Below are 15,531 nucleotides of genomic sequence, written 5' to 3' on the forward strand. Positions count from 1 at the left end.
ACCGCACCGCGGCAACGGCGTCCCGTGACCCGTTCGGAACACCACGTGACCCGAACGGCCCTCTCGGGTACCCGCCCGGTCGGCGCAGGGTTGGGATGTGCACGGGCACCCCGTGCCCGCGCGCCCCGACCGGCTGTCCCGACACGGAAGGACCACCGATGTCCGTCGACACGCAGCAGGCGCCCCCCGAGCTCACCGACGAGGAGCTCGCCCAGCTGGACGCCCACTGGCGCGCCGCGAACTACCTCTCCGTCGGCCAGATCTACCTGATGGCCAACCCCCTGCTGGCCGAACCCCTGCGCCCCGAGCACGTCAAGCCGCGCCTGCTCGGCCACTGGGGGACCTCACCCGGCCTCAACCTGGTCCACACCCACCTCAACCGGGTGATCAAGGCCCGCGACCTCGACGCCCTGTGCGTCTGGGGGCCCGGCCACGGCGGGCCCGCCGTACTGGCCAACGCGTGGCTGGAGGGCTCGTACACCCGGACCTACCCGGACATCACCCGGGACGCGGCCGGCATGGCCCGGCTGTTCAAGCAGTTCTCGTTCCCCGGCGGCGTACCCAGCCACGTCGCGCCCGAGACACCGGGCTCCATCCACGAGGGCGGCGAACTGGGCTACGCGCTCTCGCACGCCTACGGCGCCGCCTTCGACCACCCGGACCTGGTGGTCGCCTGCGTGATCGGCGACGGCGAGGCGGAGACCGGACCGCTGGCGACGTCCTGGCACTCCAACAAGTTCCTCGACCCGGTGCACGACGGCGCCGTCCTGCCGATCCTGCACCTCAACGGCTACAAGATCGCCAACCCGGCGGTCCTGGCCCGCCTCCCCGAGACCGAGCTGGACGAACTCCTGCGCGGCTACGGACACGACCCGATCCACGTCACCGGCGACGAACCCGCCGCCGTCCACCGCGCCATGGCCCGCGCCGTGGACACCGCCCTGGACCGCGTCGCCGCCATCCAGCGGGCCGCCCGCGAGGAGGGCGCCACCGGCCGCCCCCGCTGGCCGATGATCGTCCTGCGCACCCCCAAGGGCTGGACCGGCCCCGCCGAGGTCGACGGACTGCCCGTGGAGAACACCTGGCGCGCCCACCAGGTGCCCCTGTCCGCCGTACGGACCAACCCCGAGCACCTGGCGCAGCTGGAGCAGTGGCTGCGTTCCTACCGCCCCGAGGAGCTGTTCGACGACGCCGGAGCCCCGCGGCCCGCCGTCCTGGCCGCCGTCCCCGAGGGGCACCGCCGCCTGGGCGCCACCCCCTTCGCCAACGGCGGCCTCCTCCTGCGCGAGCTGCCCCTGCCGGCGCTGGAGACGTACGCCGTGCCCGTCGACGAACCCGGCGCGAGCATGCACGAGCCCACCCGCGTCCTCGGCGACCTGCTCCGGGACGTCATGGACGCCACCGCGGACCGGCGCGACTTCCGCCTCGTCGGCCCCGACGAGACCGCCTCCAACCGCCTCCAGGCCGTCTACGAGGCCAGCGGCAAGGCCTGGCAGGAGCGGACGCTGCCCGTCGACGAAGACCTGGACCGGCACGGCCGGGTGATGGAGATCCTGTCCGAACACACCTGCCAGGGCTGGCTGGAGGGCTATCTCCTCACCGGCCGGCACGGACTCTTCTCCTGCTACGAGGCCTTTGTGCACATCGTCGACTCGATGGTCAACCAGCACGTCAAATGGCTGCGCGTGACCCGCCGGCTGCCCTGGCGCGCGCCCATCGCCTCCCTCAACTACCTGCTCACCTCCCACGTGTGGCGCCAGGACCACAACGGCTTCTCCCACCAGGACCCCGGCTTCGTCGACCACATCCTCAACAAGAGCCCCGAGGCCGTGCGGGTCTACCTGCCGCCGGACGCCAACACCCTGCTCTCGGTCGCCGACCACGCCCTGCGCAGCCGGGACTACGTCAACGTGATCGTCGCCGGCAAACAGCCCTGCTTCGACTGGCTGACCATGGAACAGGCCAAGGCGCACTGCGCGCGCGGCGCCGGCATCTGGGACTGGGCCGGCACCGAGGACGGCACCCGCGAACCCGACGTGGTGCTCGCCTGCGCGGGCGACGTACCCACCCAGGAGATCCTCGCCGCCGCCCAGCTGATCCGCCACCACCTGCCGGAACTCGCCGTGCGCGTGGTCAACGTCGTCGACATCGCCCGCCTGCTGCCCAGCGGCGAACACCCGCACGGCATGAGCGACTTCGAGTACGACGGGCTGTTCACCGCCGACAAACCGGTGATCTTCGCCTACCACGGCTACCCGTGGCTGATCCACCGGCTCGCCTACCGCCGTACCGGCCACGCCCACCTGCACGTGCGCGGCTACAAGGAGATCGGGACCACCACCACACCCTTCGACATGGTGGTCGGCAACGACCTGGACCGCTACCGCCTCGTCATGGACGTCATCGACCGCGTGCCGGGCCTCGCCGTCCGCGCGGCCGCCGTACGGCAGCGGATGGAGGACACCCGGCAGCGGCACCACGACTGGATCCGCGAACACGGCGTGGACCTGCCCGAGGTCGCCGACTGGACCTGGGAGGACTCGCGGTGACCGCGACCCCCTCGACCTGGGACTACGACCACTACGACGCCGCCGAGGAGCGGCTGCGCGAGTCCCTGTGCACCCTGGGCAACGGCTACTTCGCCACCCGCGGCGCCCTGCCCGAGTGCGCCGCGGACGACACGCACTACCCGGGCACCTACGTGGCCGGCTGCTACAACCGCCTCACCTCCACCGTCGCCGGACGAGAGGTGGAGAACGAGGACATGGTCAACCTCCCCAACTGGCTGCCGCTGCGCTTCCGGCCCGCCGGAGGGGACTGGCTCACGCCGGACACCGCCGACGTGCTCGACCACCGCCAGACCGTGCACCTGGAATCGGGCGTCCTGGAACGGCTCACCCGCTTCGGGCTCGACGGGGAACGTGTGCTGTCCGTGCGCCAGTTGCGGCTGGTGCACATGGCCGATCCCCACCTCGGCGCCCTGCGCACGGAGTTCACCGCCGAGGGCGGCCCGGTCGACCTGGAGGTGGAGGCCGGCCTCGACGGGGGAGTCACCAACTCCGGGGTGCCGCGCTACCGAGACCTGGAGGGCGCCCACCTCGTCCACGTGCACACCGGGAGCGCCGACGACGACACGGTGTGGCTGCGCTGCCGGACCCGCACCTCGGACATCCGGATCGGGCTGGCCGCCCGCACCACCGCCGACGCGCCGGTGACCGCCGCGCGCGAGCACCTGTGCGTCACGCAGCGCACCGCCCTGCGCGCCGAACCGGGCCGCACCGCCGTAGTCGACAAGGTCGTCGCCCTGCACACCTCGCGCGACCCCGCGATCAGCGACCCGCTCCAGGCCGCCGTCGAACGGGTGGCCGAAGCCCCCGGCTTCGACGACCTGCTGGTCAGCCAGCGCACCGCCTGGGGCCAGTTGTGGCGCCGGGCCGAACTGGAGGTCCCCGGCGAGGCGGGCAGCATCCTGCGCCTGCACCTTTTCCACGTGCTCCAGACCCTCTCCCCGCACACCGCCGACCTCGACGTGGGCGTACCGGCGCGCGGACTGCACGGGGAGGCCTACCGCGGCCACGTCTTCTGGGACGAGCTGTTCGTCCTGCCCTACCTGAACCTGCACTTCCCCGAGGTGTCCCGCGCCCTGCTCCACTACCGGCACCGCCGCCTGGAGCGGGCCCGCTCCGCCGCCCGCGCGATCGGCAGGCGCGGCGCGCTCTATCCCTGGCAGAGCGGCAGCGACGGCCGCGAGGAGACCCAGCAGCTGCACCTCAACCCGCGTTCGGGCCGCTGGCTCCCCGACCACTCGCACCTCCAGCACCACGTGGGCTCCGCCATCGCCTACAACGTGTGGCAGTACTGCGAGGCCAGCGGCGACACCGAGTTCCTGCACACCAAGGGCGCCGAGATGCTGCTGCAGATCGCGCGCTTCTGGGCCGACTCCGCCATCTGGGACGAGCAACTGGGCCGGTACCGCATCCGGGGCGTCGTCGGTCCCGACGAGTACCACGAGGCCTACCCCGGCGCCGACCGGCCCGGCCTGGACGACAACGCGTACACCAACGTCACCGCCGCCTGGGTCCTGTCCCGCACCCTCGAAGTCCTCGACGCCCTGCCCGAGCCCCGCCGCCGCGAACTCGTCGAGCGCACCGCCCTGGACGACACGGAACTGGAACAGTGGGACAGCGTCTCCCGCACCCTCCACGTCCCCTTCCACGAAGGCGTCGTCAGCCAGTTCGAGGGGTACGGCGAACTCGCCGAACTCGACTGGGCGGGCTACCGCGAGCGGTACGGAGACATCCGGCGCCTGGACCGCGTCCTGGAGGCCGAGAACGACAGCGTCAACAACTACCAGGCGTCCAAACAGGCCGACGTGCTCATGCTGGGCTACCTGTTCTCCCCGGCCGAACTCCGCTCCCTCTTCGGGCGTTTGGGGTACCGCCTGGACCAGGAGACCTGGCAGCGCACCGTCGACCACTACCTGGCCCGCACCAGCCACGGATCCACCCTCAGCGGACTCGTCCACGGCTGGATCCTGGCCCGCGCCCGCCGCGCCGAGGCCTGGGCCTACTTCCAGGAGGCGCTCAAGGGCGACGTCGCCGACCTCCAGGGCGGCACCACCGGCGAGGGCATCCACCTCGGCGCCATGGCGGGCACCCTCGACCTCGTCCAGCGCGGACTGACCGGCCTGGAGACCCGAGCGGGCGCGCTCTGGCTGGACCCGGTGCCGCTGCCGGAGCTGTCGTCGTACGGGTTCTCCGTCCGCTACCAGGGCCACTGGGGCGTGCGGTTCCGGCTGGAGCACGGCCGGCTGGAGATCGCCGTGCCCGCCGCCGGCCCGCTGCCCATCGACATCAGGCTGCCGGACCGAGAGGTGCGCCTCCAGCCCGGCGACACCTGCCGGCTGGTGCTGCCGGACTGACCGGCCGGCCCGGTGGCCCCCGGCCCGTCAGCCGGGCAGGGGGTAGGTCACCGTGCGGGACGATCCGTCCGGCCTGCCGTCGGTGTAGGTGAGGGTGATCCGGGTGAAGTGGCGCTCGCCGGCGCCCTGCTCCCCGCCCGTCGGCATGTCGAGCCGCACGGTCACCGGGTACGAGTGGAAGGCGCCCGCGGCGCAGTAGGGATCGCAGTCGTTGACGGCGTTGGTGCCCCGGCCCACCGCGGCCTGCGGGTCCCAGCGGAACCAGCGCAGCGAGACCAGGCGGCTGTTGCCGTCCCCGCAGGCGAGGACGTACGACTCCGGGCCGATCTGCGGCTGCCCGGAGCAGTCGACCAGCGCCGGATCCCGCGTCTGCTGGGTCCGCGCCGCCGGCTGCGCCGACGGTGTGGCATAGGCCGTGCTCAGGGGTACTGCCAGCGCGGCGGCGGCACAGAGTGTGACCGCTGCCCTCATCGGGTTCCTGCCCATGTCTGCTCCCGGCCGTCTCGGGGTCGCTTGTCTCCGCTTCCCGCTTTCCCCGTTCGACCGTACGACCGCCTCCGCGAACGCACCACTCGTACGGCGCAGCGGACGCGGCCGCGGGGCCGCCGGCCTGCGCTTCTGCCCGGCCGGCCGGTTCGTGCGACAAGACGCCGATTGCATCCGCCGTGTGGTCCTCGCGGCCCTCCGCAACCGCCGTCGGCGCCGCGGTGTCTCATGCCGTCAAGAACGGCGCCCCAACCGGGCGACCCATCAAGTGGAGGACCGCGGTATGCACACGACGACTGCTCCGACCGCCGCCGCCCCGACGCGCTCGCGCGCCTGCGACACCCGGGGCGACTTCCTGCTCCAGCCGCCCGACCCCGCCGAGCGCGTCCCGTGCCGCGTCGACCCCGTCGACCTGCGCCGCCTGGACCTGCTCGCCCTGCTCACCGCCGCCGGCATCGCGCCCTCCGCCGGGGACCGGGCCGCCGTCGAACAGCTCAGCCTGCTCCCCGGCAGCGTGCACACGGCGCTCCGCCGGTGGCTGGAACAGGCGTACGGCTTCTGCCGCTGAGGCCGGCGGGGTCAGAAGTCCACGGGGTCCCGCACCAGGGGACACGTCATGCAGTGCCCCCCACCGCGCCCCCGGCCCAGTTCCGCGCCCACGATGGTGACGACCTCCACCCGGGCCTCGCGCAGCAGCGCGTTGGTCAGGGTGTTGCGGTCGTAGGTGAACACCACTCCTGGTTCCACCGCGAGGGCGTTGTTGCCGCTGTCCCACTGCTGGCGCTCGGAGGCGTAGGCGTCGCCGCCCGTCTCCACCACCCGCAGCTTCGGCTGCCCGAGGGCCTTGGCGACGACGTCGACGAAGGGCGTCGACCCCTCGTCGATCACGTCGAAGCCGGGGGCCCGGTCGCCGGGGCGCAGCGAGAAGGTGCGCACCGCGTCCATGACGCGCGGGTAGAGGGTCACCACGTCGCGGTCGGCGAAGGTGAACACCGTGTCCAGGTGCATGGCGGACCGCAGCTTCGGCAACCCGGCGACGACGACGTGGCCGGCGGCCCCGTCGCGGAACAACGCGGCGGCGACCTGGGTGATGGCCTGCCGCGAGGTGCGCTCGCTCATGCCCATCAGGACGACGCCGTTGCCCACCGGCATGACGTCACCGCCTTCGAGGGTGGCCTGGCCCCAGTCCCGCTCGGGGTCGCCCCACCACACCGTCGAGCCCTTGAAGTCCGGGTGGAAGGCGTAGATCGCCTTCATCAGCAGCGTCTCGTCGTGCCGCGCCGGCCAGTACAGCGGATTGAGGGTGAGACCGCCGTACAGCCAGCAGGTGGTGTCGCGCGTGTACAGGGTGTTGGGCAGCGGCGGCATCAGGTACTCGCGGGCGCCGGTGGCCTCACGGGCCAGTGCGAGGTGCGGGGAGCGGAAGTCCTCGGGCAGGTCGGCGGTGGCCAGCCCGCCGACGAGGTACTCGGCGAGTTCCCTCGGCGACAGCGTCTCCAGGTAGGCACGGGTCGCGTCGACGAGGCCGGTGCCGACCCGGTTGGCGACGATCTTCCGGTCCAGGAGCCACGCCTTCGCCACCGGGATCGCCATGATCTGCGCCAGCAGGTCGTGCAGTTCCACCACCTCCACCCCGCGCCGGCGCAGTTCGCCCACGAAGGCGGCATGGTCGCGCTGGGCGTTCTCCACCCACATGACGTCGTCGAAGAGCAACTCGTCGGAGTTGGTCGGGGTCAGCCTCCGGTGCGCCAGCCCGGGAGAACACACCAGGACCTTGCGCAGCCTGCCGACCTCGGAATGGACGCCGAGCGCGGGCCTCGCGGCGCTCTCGTTACTGGACACACGGCCTCCTCGAAGGATGGTGACCACTGTTCCACCTCACTGGGCGGTGCGCAGATCCGCGCCGCGCCTGGCCAGGCTGAGGACCCCCACGACGACGAGGGACACCCCGAGCAGCTGCGGCACGACCCACCAGTCGCCGCGTACGTCCTCCCGGTACAGGACCACGCCGAGCAGGAGACTCACCGTCGCGTCGCCCAGCGTGAGCGCGGGCTGGGAGGCGACGAGCGGACCGCCCTGCATGGCGTGCTCCAGCAGGAGCACGGCGCACACCCCGGCCGCGGCGAAGCCGTAGGTCTGCCAGGCGGTGAAGAAGCCGACGACGCCGTCGGCGCCCAGGACGCGCATGGAGTCCTTCATCAAAGCCGCGGTCAGCGCGTAGCACACCGCCGTGGCCGCGCCGAGGCACCCGGCGCGGGCCTTGCCGACGGGCCGCTTCAGACCCGCCGCCGCCAGCAGTACGGCCGCCCCGGCGCAGGCCGCCAGGGCCGGCATCCAGCGGTCCAGAGGCACGTCGGCCGTCCCGCCGTCCGGCGCGGCGGAGGCCAGCGCGACACCGAGCCCCACGACCACCCCGCCCACGGCGAGCCACATGACATCCGGCAGCCGGTTGCCGGTCAGCAGCGAGGCCAGCAGCAGGGCCAGCGGAAGTTCCAGTACGAACAGGGGCTGTACGAGTGACAGCGGCCCCGTCGCCAGGGCCACCGCCTGTCCCACACCGGCCACCACCACCGCCAGCATGCCGCCGAGCCACACGGGCCGCCGCAGCAGGTCGAGGACGAGCCCGGGGCGGAAGCCCTGGGACTGCGGCACGCTCAGCGCGGCGCGCCGCTGGAGCACGGTGGCCAGCGCGTTGCTGAACGCGGCGAGGAGTGCGAAGAGCACCGGCAGTACAACACCCATCCACCGATACTCACCCCGTTCCCACCCGGCCGCGCGTCGCGTCACGCCGGGTGCCGGGGGCTGCTCAGCTGCGGCTCTGCTCGGACGGGGTCTCCGCCGCGGCTTCCTGCTTCTGCGCGGACGTGGACGCGGCGGCGGGCGCGGCGGTGGCCGTGTAGTAGACCGAGGTGCCCTGCTTCGTGCGCTGGGCCTGGTTCTTGGCGACGAGCCCCTCGAGCGTGGTGCGCACGACCGTGGTCTTGACGGTGCGTCCGGCGTGGGCCTCACCCAGCGCCGTGGCGACCTCGGCGGCGGAGCGCGGCTCACGCTGTCCGGCGAGGTGCTCGCGCACCAGCTCCACCAGCGTGGGCTGCGCGGCGGCCCGGGCCGGTGCCTTCTTCGCCGCGGCCCTTCCGGCGGGCTTGGCGGTGGGCTTGGCGGCAGTCTTGGCGCTCGACTTGCCGGCCGGCTTCGTGGCCGGCTTGCCGGCCGCCCCGGTGGCCGTCTTGGCCGTGGCCGTCGGCCTGGCGGCCTTCTTCGCGTTCGGTTTCGTGGCCGGCGCGGCACCCGGCTTCGCGGCGGTGCCGCGCTTGGGCGCGGTGGTGGCCGTCCTGCCCCGTGTCCGCCTGCCCGTGGCCGGCTTCGCGGCGGTGCCGCCGCGCGGTGCCGGCACGGTGGCCGCCTCCGCCGCGGGCTCCGGCGCGGGCGCCTTGGGCGGCGAGGTGATGCCGAGTGCCTGCTGCATGTTCACCAGCAGGGCGTGGTCGTGTTGCAGCGCGGCCAGTTGCTGCTGGAGAGCCGTGATCTCCGTGCTGACACGTTCCTGCTCCTTGACGTTGCGCTCCAGGTCGTCATTCACCTGGACGCTGTACTGCGAGGCCAGTTCCGTGGCGGACTGCGTCGTGCTCTCGGACATGGTGTTGACTCTCCTTAGTTCACGGCCGTGAAGGCTGGTGCACAGCCCCGGTTGTTGCCCTGTTCACTGCCGAGTCGGTATACCACGTACGGCCGTTGTCGGGGTATGTGCCGCCGCAACCCAGAGCGTGTGTTCGGACCGCGGAGACCGGCGGTCACCCGCCCTCGGGCACCCGCACGACCTTGCCGTGCTCGTCGACGGTGTGTGTCCGCCAGTAGGTGTCCCACTCGTCACCCACGTGTTCCGGGACCTTGCCCTCGGGGTAGCGGGTGTAACCCTCGGGCGGCTCCTCGCCGTTGGGCACACACGCCGAGCCGGTGCCGCCGACGCTCAGGACCGGGTACTCGCCACCGCCGCAGACGGCGTCCTCCATGGAACAGCCGGTCAGGACCGCCGCGGCGGCGACACCGGCCAGGAGCAGAGCGCGAACGGATCGCACGGCGCCGGCGCCGGGCGCGGTGGCCGACGGCCGGTGAACTCGATTGGTGACGGGCACGGTTGACTCCCTGTGGGTGGATCGTGCGGTCGGCGTCCCCCGGTGGGGGGAAGCACCTCATGAGTACGGGTACTCAATCGAACGAGCCTCATGACCCGCCCCGGCCGCCCGGATGGTCCACCCGGCGCGTGCTCGCCCGTGCCTCCCGCTCGGCCTCGGCCAGTGCGCGCCCGGCCGCACGGTCCCGCTCCCCGGCCTCCCGCCGGTCGTGTTCGGCCCGGCCGCGGTCCTCGTGTGCCGCGCGCAGCCGCTCCTCGGCGTCGGTCACCGCCTCCTGGACACGGGCGAGTTCGTCGTCGGCGGCGCGAAGCGACTCCTCGGCGTCCGCCCGTTCCGCTCGTGCCTCCCGCAGCCGACGCGCCGCACGCTCCGCCTCTCGCTCGGCTCGGGCCAGTTCCTCCCGGCGTCTGCGGCGCCGCTCGGCGAGTTCGTCCTTCGCCCGGGACTGCGGCGAGGCACGGGAGGACTCGGGGCGCGGTGCCGGCTCCGGGCCGTCCCGGGCGGGTTGTGCCGGAGCGCTGCCCGAGGGGAAGACCGACGGCGGGGTCAGGGAGACCTCCAGACGTCCCCCGGCCCACCGGTCGGCCGCGTCCGGGTCCGCGAGGACCGCGCGCAGGGTCGACTCGACCTCGCGCTGCGCCGCCTGGGGGAGCCGGTGCCCGGCCTCGCCGGCGAGCTGCGCGGCCTGCCGGGAGAGGGCGGCCACGATGCGCCGGCGCTGCGCCGACAACTCCTTGAGCCCGGCGGCGTCCAGGGTGCGGTGTGCCTCGCGCAGTGCCTGTCCCAGCTCCAGGAACCGCCGGGCCTCCTCCGGCCGGGAGCGCGTCAGCAGGTTCGCCGCCCAGGCCGCGAGCGTGGGCCGGCGGGCGGCGTGGATACGGCGGGCGTCCTCCTTGCGACCGGCCGTCCTGGCGGCTGCGGCGCGTTCCTCACGGCGGGCGACGAACGCGGACGGAGGCGTGCCGTACAACTCGTCCAGGACCTGCTCGACCGCTCCCGCGTCCGGTCCGCCCGTCTCCCCGCGACGCCCGCCCTTGCGCTGCATGACCCTCCGCCTCCGCCTCGGACCGGACCGCTACGACCGCCCCGACGACGGCCCGGCCGACCGCGCCCCCGCCTCCTCGTCGTCGTAGACGAGCAGGCCGTCCGGCCGCAGCCGTGCGCCCGGGGTGGGGGAGTGGGCCGACAGCCGGCCGTCGTGCATGAGATGGTCCGAGGGGACGCCGCGGGCCAGTACCGCGAAGTCGGCGATGAGACGTCGGTGGCACCGCCACCACACCGCCTCTCCGCACATGACCGCGGTGCGCTCGTGTGCCGCCTGGGCCAGCAACTCGTCCATGGCGGCGACGAACTCCGGCGACCGGGTGTGCCCCGCGTACGCCCGGAAGGACGCGTTGCGCCAGACGACGTCGGGCGAGTCGGGCGCCGGCTTGCGGAAGCCGCCCAGACGCCGGTCCCACCGGTAGGCGAGGCCCTCCTCGGGCATCCACCGGGCCAGCCGGTCCCGCAGCAGGTCGGGGTCGCGGCGGCTGCCGGGGGCGGTCCTGACGTCGACCACGGAGGTGACACCGGCACCGCGCAGCAGCCCGGCCAGCTCCGCGCGCCCCGCGGTACCGTGCCCGACCGTGACCAGATGAGGCTGCGACATGTCGTTGCCGGTCCCCTCGCTGCCTGCGCCCATGCCTCCTGTCTACGGTCACCGGGGCCGTATCGCGACCCGGACGGCAGCCGGCCCCCGGGCGGGGCGCGGCCCGGCGGCGTCAGCCGAAGGCGCGCCGGTAGGCGTGCGGGCTGATCCCCGTGGTGCGTTTGAAGCGGTCGCGGAAGGCCGTGGGGGAGCCGAAGCCGACCTGGGAGGCGATGCGTTCCACGGAGTGCTCCGTCGTCTCGAGGAGGTGCTGCGCCTGCCGGACGCGGGCGCGGTGCAGCCACTGCAGCGGGGTGCTGCCGGTCTGCTCGCGGAAGCGGCGGATCAGCGTCCGGGTGCTCATCCCGGCGTGGGCGGCGATGTCGGCGAGGGCGAGGTCGCGGGCCAGGTTCTCCCGCAGCCAGGTCAGCAAGGGCTCCAGGGCGGAGCCGCGGGGCACGGGGGCGTGGTCGTGGACGATGAACTGGGCCTGTCCGCCCTCGCGTTCCAACGGCATCACCGACAGCCGGGCGGCGTGCGCGGCGACCGCCGAGCCGTAGTCGCGCCGGATCATGTGCAGGCACAGGTCGAGGCCCGCGGCGGCGCCGGCCGAGGTGAGGATCTGACCGTTGTCGACGTACAGGACGTCCGGGTCGACATCGATGTCCGGATGGGCACCGGCCAGGGCGTCGGCGGCGATCCAGTGGGTGGTGGCCCGCAGACCGTCGAGCAGGCCGGTGGCGGCCAGCGGGAAGGTGCCGGAGCAGATGGAGGCGATCCGTGTGCCGCGCGCCGCGGCCGTGCGCAGCGCGTCGCGGACGGCGGGGGAGAGCGGGTCGGTCGGGGCGGCCGTACCGGGGACGACGATCGTGTCAGCGTCCCGCAGTCCGTCCAGTCCCCGGGGCGCGCGCAGCGTGAAGGCGCCGGCGTCGGTCTCGGGGTGCTCGGCACACACCCGGACCTGGTAACCGGGTCTGCCGTCGGGGAGCCGGGTGCGGGTGAAGACCTCGAGCGGGGTGGACAGGTCGAACGGGATCACCCGGTCCAGCGCGAGAACGGCGACGGTGTGCATGGCCGGAACGTACCTCCCCGTGGGACGGCGAGCGCAGGCCGTGGCGTTTTCCCGTCGAACGCTGTCACTCCTGCCACGGGAGGCCATGCCCCGGTTCCTGCGAGGCCCACTATTTTGCCTAATGCTATTAGGTATATGCTGAATTGACGAAGGAATGCGCGACCCCGCACGACGCGCCACCACCGGAGGGCGACATGAACACCACGGACGACTGGATCACCACGCCGATCACCCCGGCCCTCCTGCGGGGCGCCCTCGACCTGGAGCGCACCGACCGCGGCCTGCTGCCCCACCGGCTGCCCGCCCGGGCCCGCGCACAGAACACCGACGGCCAGCTGGCCATGGCCGAGTCCCAGCCCTCCGGCGTACGTCTGGCCCTGCGCACCCGCGCCACCGCCCTGGAACTGGACACGCTGCCGACCAAGCGTGTCCACGTCGGCGCCCCGCCGCGCCCCGACGGTGTGTACGACCTGCTCGTCGACGGCCGTCCGGCGGGCCGGGCCAGTGTCGCGGGCGGCAACACCCTGACCATCGGCATGACCGCCGGCACGACCGCCTTCGAGCCCGGCCCGGCCGGCACCCTCCGCTTCGCGGACCTGCCCCCGGGCAGCAAGGACATCGAGATCTGGCTGCCGCACAACGAGACCACCGAACTCGTCGCCCTGCGCGCCAACGCCCCCGTCGAGCCCGCCCCGGACCCCGGCCGACGGGTCTGGCTGCACCACGGCAGCTCGATCAGCCACGGCTCCGACGCCGCGAGCCCCACCACCACCTGGCCCGCCCTCGCCGCCTCCCTCGGCGGCGTCGAACTGGTCAACCTGGGGCTGGGCGGCGGCGCCCTGCTCGACCCGTTCACGGCACGGGCGATGCGCGACACCCCGGCCGACCTGATCAGCGTCAAGATCGGCATCAACGTGGTCAACGCCGACCTCATGCGGCTGCGTGCCTTCGGCCCCGCCGTGCACGGCTTCCTCGACACCGTCCGGGAGGGCCACCCCAGCGCACCGCTGCTGGTCGTCTCGCCCGTCCTGTGCCCCGTGCACGAGGACACTCCCGGCCCCCTCGCCCCCGACTTCGCGGGGGGACGCGTGCGCTTCGTCGCCACGGGCGACCCGGCGGAACGCGCGAGCGGGAAGCTCACCCTGAACGTCATCCGGGACGAGCTGTACCGGATCGTGACGGAGCGGGCCGCCGACGACGAGAACCTGTACCACCTCGACGGCCGCGAACTCTACGGCGAGGCCGACGCGGCAGACCTGCCCCTGCCCGACGGCATCCACCCGGACGCCGCCACCCACCGCCTCATGGGGGAACGCTTCGCCAAGCTGGCCTTCACCGACCGGGGCGCCTTCCGGGGCTGAACCCCACCGACCCGGTCAACACCGGCCGCTCTCACGACCCGACGACGACCGCGGCGAAGCGCCTGGCCACCTCGCGCCAGACCGCCTCGGACGCGGGCTCGTCGAGTTGTGCCCGGCGGGAGAGCTCCACCGGATCCAGCCCCCGGGCGCGAAGCCGACCGGCGTCCCACGACCTGACCCGGTCCGCCCCCGCCTCGGGATGGAACTGAACGCCCCACGCCCGCTCGCCGACCCGGAACGCCTGGTACGGGCACCGCTCGCTCGCCATGAGCCACACGGCGCCGGGCGGCAGCGCGGTGACGGCGTCCACATGGTGCTCGACCGCCGTCACCCGCTCCGGCAGCCCCCGGAAGAGCGGGTCGGACCCGGCCTCCGGCCGCAGCGTCAACGGCGTGCTGCCCACCTCGGGCTCACCGTGTTCACCCCGCACCGTGCCTCCCGCGACCTGGGCGAGGAGCTGCCCGCCCAGGCAGATACCGAAGACCGGCACACCCCGCTCCACGGCCTCGGCCACCAGAGCCCGGGTGGCGGCGAGCCACGGCGCGCGCACGTCGTCGTCGGGCAGGTGGCCGCCACCGAGGACCAGCACACCGTCGTGCTCAGCACGCCGGGGGAGCGGCGCACCGGCGTAGGCGTGCACCACGTCGGGTGACACCCCGTCCGCGAGCAGCCAGTCGCCGAACCGGCCCGGCCCGCCGCCCCGATGGTTCTGCACGACCAGGAGCCGCGCCATCTCCCACCCCCTCGCGGCACGCCCCTCAGCGGCGCGCCATGTACAGGGCCACAGCCTTGTGCAGCACCCTGTTCAGCGGATATTCCCACTCGCCGAGGTACTCGACGGCCTCTCCGCCCGCACCGACCTTGAAGCGGAGCAGCCCCAGCAGGTGGTTGTTCTCGTCCAGGGTGTCAGTGATGCCGCGGAAGTCGTAGACGGCCGCGCCCAGTTCACGGGCGTCGCACATCATCCGCCACTGGAGGGCGTTGTTGGGCTGCACCTCACGCCGACGGCCGGTGGACGCGCCGTACGAGTACCAGACGTGCTCGCCCACCGTCAGCATCGTCGCCGCGGCGAGCACCTCGCCGTCGTGATGGGCGAGGTACAGGCGCATGCGGTCCGGGTCCTCGGCCGTCAGCGCGGTCCACATGCGCTGGAAGTAGGCGAGGGGGCGCGGCACGAACCGGTCCCGCTCCGCGGTCTCCACGTACAGCTCGTAGAAGGCGGGCAGGTCCTCCTGGCCGCCCCGGACGACCTTGACGCCGGCCTTCTCGGCCTTCTTGACGTTGCGACGCCACTGCTGGTTGAAGCCGCTCTGCAGATCCTCCGGGGAGCGCCCGGCGAGCGGCACCTGACACACGTACCGGGGCTGGCCCGCGGCGAAGCCGTCCTCGCCGCCCGCCCCGGTACGCCGCCAGCCCATCCGGCGCAGCCGCGCGGCGACCTCCTCCGCGCCGGGCTCGCTCACCGTCGCCTCCACGTCGCCCAGCCGCCGGGCCCCGGGATCGGCGATCGCCGCCTTGACCGCGTCTGCGCTCCAGCGCCGGGCCACCACCGGGGGCCCCATCCGCACCGTGAACGCGCCGCGTTCCCTCAGGTGCCCGAGCATCGGCTCCAGCCACCGCTCCAGATCGGCCGCCGCCCAGTCGATGACCGGACCCTCGGGCAGATAGGCCAGGTAGCGCCTCACCCGCGGCAGCGGGCGCAGCAGCACCAGTCCGGCCCCCACCAGTTCACCGCCCTCGTCGAACCAGCCCAGGCTCTCCGCCCGCCAGTCCGGCTTCACGTCGCCCCAGGAGGGGACCTGCAGATGGCTCACGGAAGGCCGGGCCGTGACGAATCGCAGATGCTCCTCGCGGGTGATCGGCTTCAGGCGACAGCTCATGGGGCGTCCCTCTGTTCGGATCTGTTCCGGCGGTGTCCGGACTTCGTCGAC

Annotated in this window: 14 protein-coding genes; 4 read left to right on the forward strand and 10 right to left on the reverse strand. The window is 73.4% G+C overall.

All coding sequences use genetic code 11. The features are described 5' to 3' along the window. Window positions 1-158 precede the first annotated feature (158 nt). Window positions 159-2,549 (forward strand): phosphoketolase, encoded by a 2,391-nt coding sequence (locus ACIQFU_RS07125; protein ID WP_402549610.1) that lies wholly within the window; start codon window positions 159-161, stop codon window positions 2,547-2,549. Next, a complete protein-coding gene (locus ACIQFU_RS07130) occupies window positions 2,546-4,921 on the forward strand; it encodes a glycoside hydrolase family 65 protein (RefSeq protein WP_402549612.1) in 2,376 nt (791 codons plus the stop codon). The genes ACIQFU_RS07125 and ACIQFU_RS07130 overlap by 4 nt, the downstream gene beginning before the upstream one ends. A gap of 27 nt (window positions 4,922-4,948) precedes the next feature. Here the strand turns inward: ACIQFU_RS07130 and ACIQFU_RS07135 are convergent, their stop codons facing one another. Beyond that, a complete protein-coding gene (locus tag ACIQFU_RS07135) occupies window positions 4,949-5,407 on the reverse strand; it encodes a hypothetical protein (RefSeq protein WP_402549614.1) in 459 nt (152 codons plus the stop codon). A 283-nt stretch (window positions 5,408-5,690) separates the two neighbouring features. On the opposite strand from ACIQFU_RS07135, the gene ACIQFU_RS07140 reads away from it, so the two are divergent. After that, a complete protein-coding gene (locus tag ACIQFU_RS07140; RefSeq protein ID WP_402549615.1) occupies window positions 5,691-5,975 on the forward strand; it encodes a hypothetical protein in 285 nt (94 codons plus the stop codon). An 11-nt stretch (window positions 5,976-5,986) separates the two neighbouring features. Here ACIQFU_RS07140 and ACIQFU_RS07145 read toward each other — a convergent pair whose 3' ends face one another. From ACIQFU_RS07145 to ACIQFU_RS07175, 7 genes are all read right to left on the reverse strand, one after another. Further along, window positions 5,987-7,249, reverse strand: a complete 1,263-nt coding sequence (locus ACIQFU_RS07145; RefSeq protein WP_402549617.1) for an arginine deiminase — start codon at window positions 7,247-7,249, stop codon at window positions 5,987-5,989. A 36-nt stretch (window positions 7,250-7,285) separates the two neighbouring features. Then, entirely contained in the window at window positions 7,286-8,149 is an 864-nt protein-coding gene (locus ACIQFU_RS07150) for a DMT family transporter (protein WP_402549619.1), read from the reverse strand. Window positions 8,150-8,213: 64 nt separating this feature from the next. Beyond that, window positions 8,214-9,044, reverse strand: a complete 831-nt coding sequence (locus tag ACIQFU_RS07155) for a hypothetical protein (RefSeq protein WP_402549620.1) — start codon at window positions 9,042-9,044, stop codon at window positions 8,214-8,216. A 154-nt stretch (window positions 9,045-9,198) separates the two neighbouring features. Further along, window positions 9,199-9,540, reverse strand: coding sequence for an SCO0607 family lipoprotein (locus ACIQFU_RS07160; protein WP_402549622.1), 342 nt, complete (start codon window positions 9,538-9,540; stop codon window positions 9,199-9,201). Window positions 9,541-9,628: 88 nt separating this feature from the next. Beyond that, the gene (locus ACIQFU_RS07165; protein WP_402549623.1) at window positions 9,629-10,585 is read right to left on the reverse strand and encodes a hypothetical protein; all 957 of its coding nucleotides are present in this window, start codon (window positions 10,583-10,585) and stop codon (window positions 9,629-9,631) included. 30 nt (window positions 10,586-10,615) lie between these two features. Next, complete coding sequence (locus ACIQFU_RS07170) at window positions 10,616-11,221, reverse strand: DUF488 family protein (RefSeq protein WP_402549624.1); 606 nt, start codon at window positions 11,219-11,221, stop codon at window positions 10,616-10,618. Window positions 11,222-11,300: 79 nt separating this feature from the next. After that, window positions 11,301-12,239 carry a GlxA family transcriptional regulator gene (locus ACIQFU_RS07175; protein ID WP_402549626.1) on the reverse strand — a complete coding sequence of 313 codons (939 nt, stop codon included), beginning with the start codon at window positions 12,237-12,239 and terminating at the stop codon, window positions 11,301-11,303. Between the two features lie 194 nt (window positions 12,240-12,433). On the opposite strand from ACIQFU_RS07175, the gene ACIQFU_RS07180 reads away from it, so the two are divergent. Beyond that, complete coding sequence (locus ACIQFU_RS07180; protein WP_402549627.1) at window positions 12,434-13,600, forward strand: GDSL-type esterase/lipase family protein; 1,167 nt, start codon at window positions 12,434-12,436, stop codon at window positions 13,598-13,600. Between the two features lie 31 nt (window positions 13,601-13,631). Here ACIQFU_RS07180 and ACIQFU_RS07185 read toward each other — a convergent pair whose 3' ends face one another. Together ACIQFU_RS07185 and ACIQFU_RS07190 are read right to left on the reverse strand one after the other, a co-directional pair. Then, on the reverse strand, window positions 13,632-14,333 hold the full coding sequence (locus ACIQFU_RS07185; RefSeq protein ID WP_402549629.1) for a type 1 glutamine amidotransferase: 702 nt from the start codon (window positions 14,331-14,333) through the stop codon (window positions 13,632-13,634). A gap of 25 nt (window positions 14,334-14,358) precedes the next feature. Next, on the reverse strand, window positions 14,359-15,480 hold the full coding sequence (locus tag ACIQFU_RS07190) for a lipid II:glycine glycyltransferase FemX (RefSeq protein WP_402549631.1): 1,122 nt from the start codon (window positions 15,478-15,480) through the stop codon (window positions 14,359-14,361). Window positions 15,481-15,531: the final 51 nt, after the last annotated feature.

The organism is Streptomyces sp. NPDC093065, assembly GCF_044754585.1.
Taxonomy (GTDB): domain Bacteria; phylum Actinomycetota; class Actinomycetes; order Streptomycetales; family Streptomycetaceae; genus Streptomyces.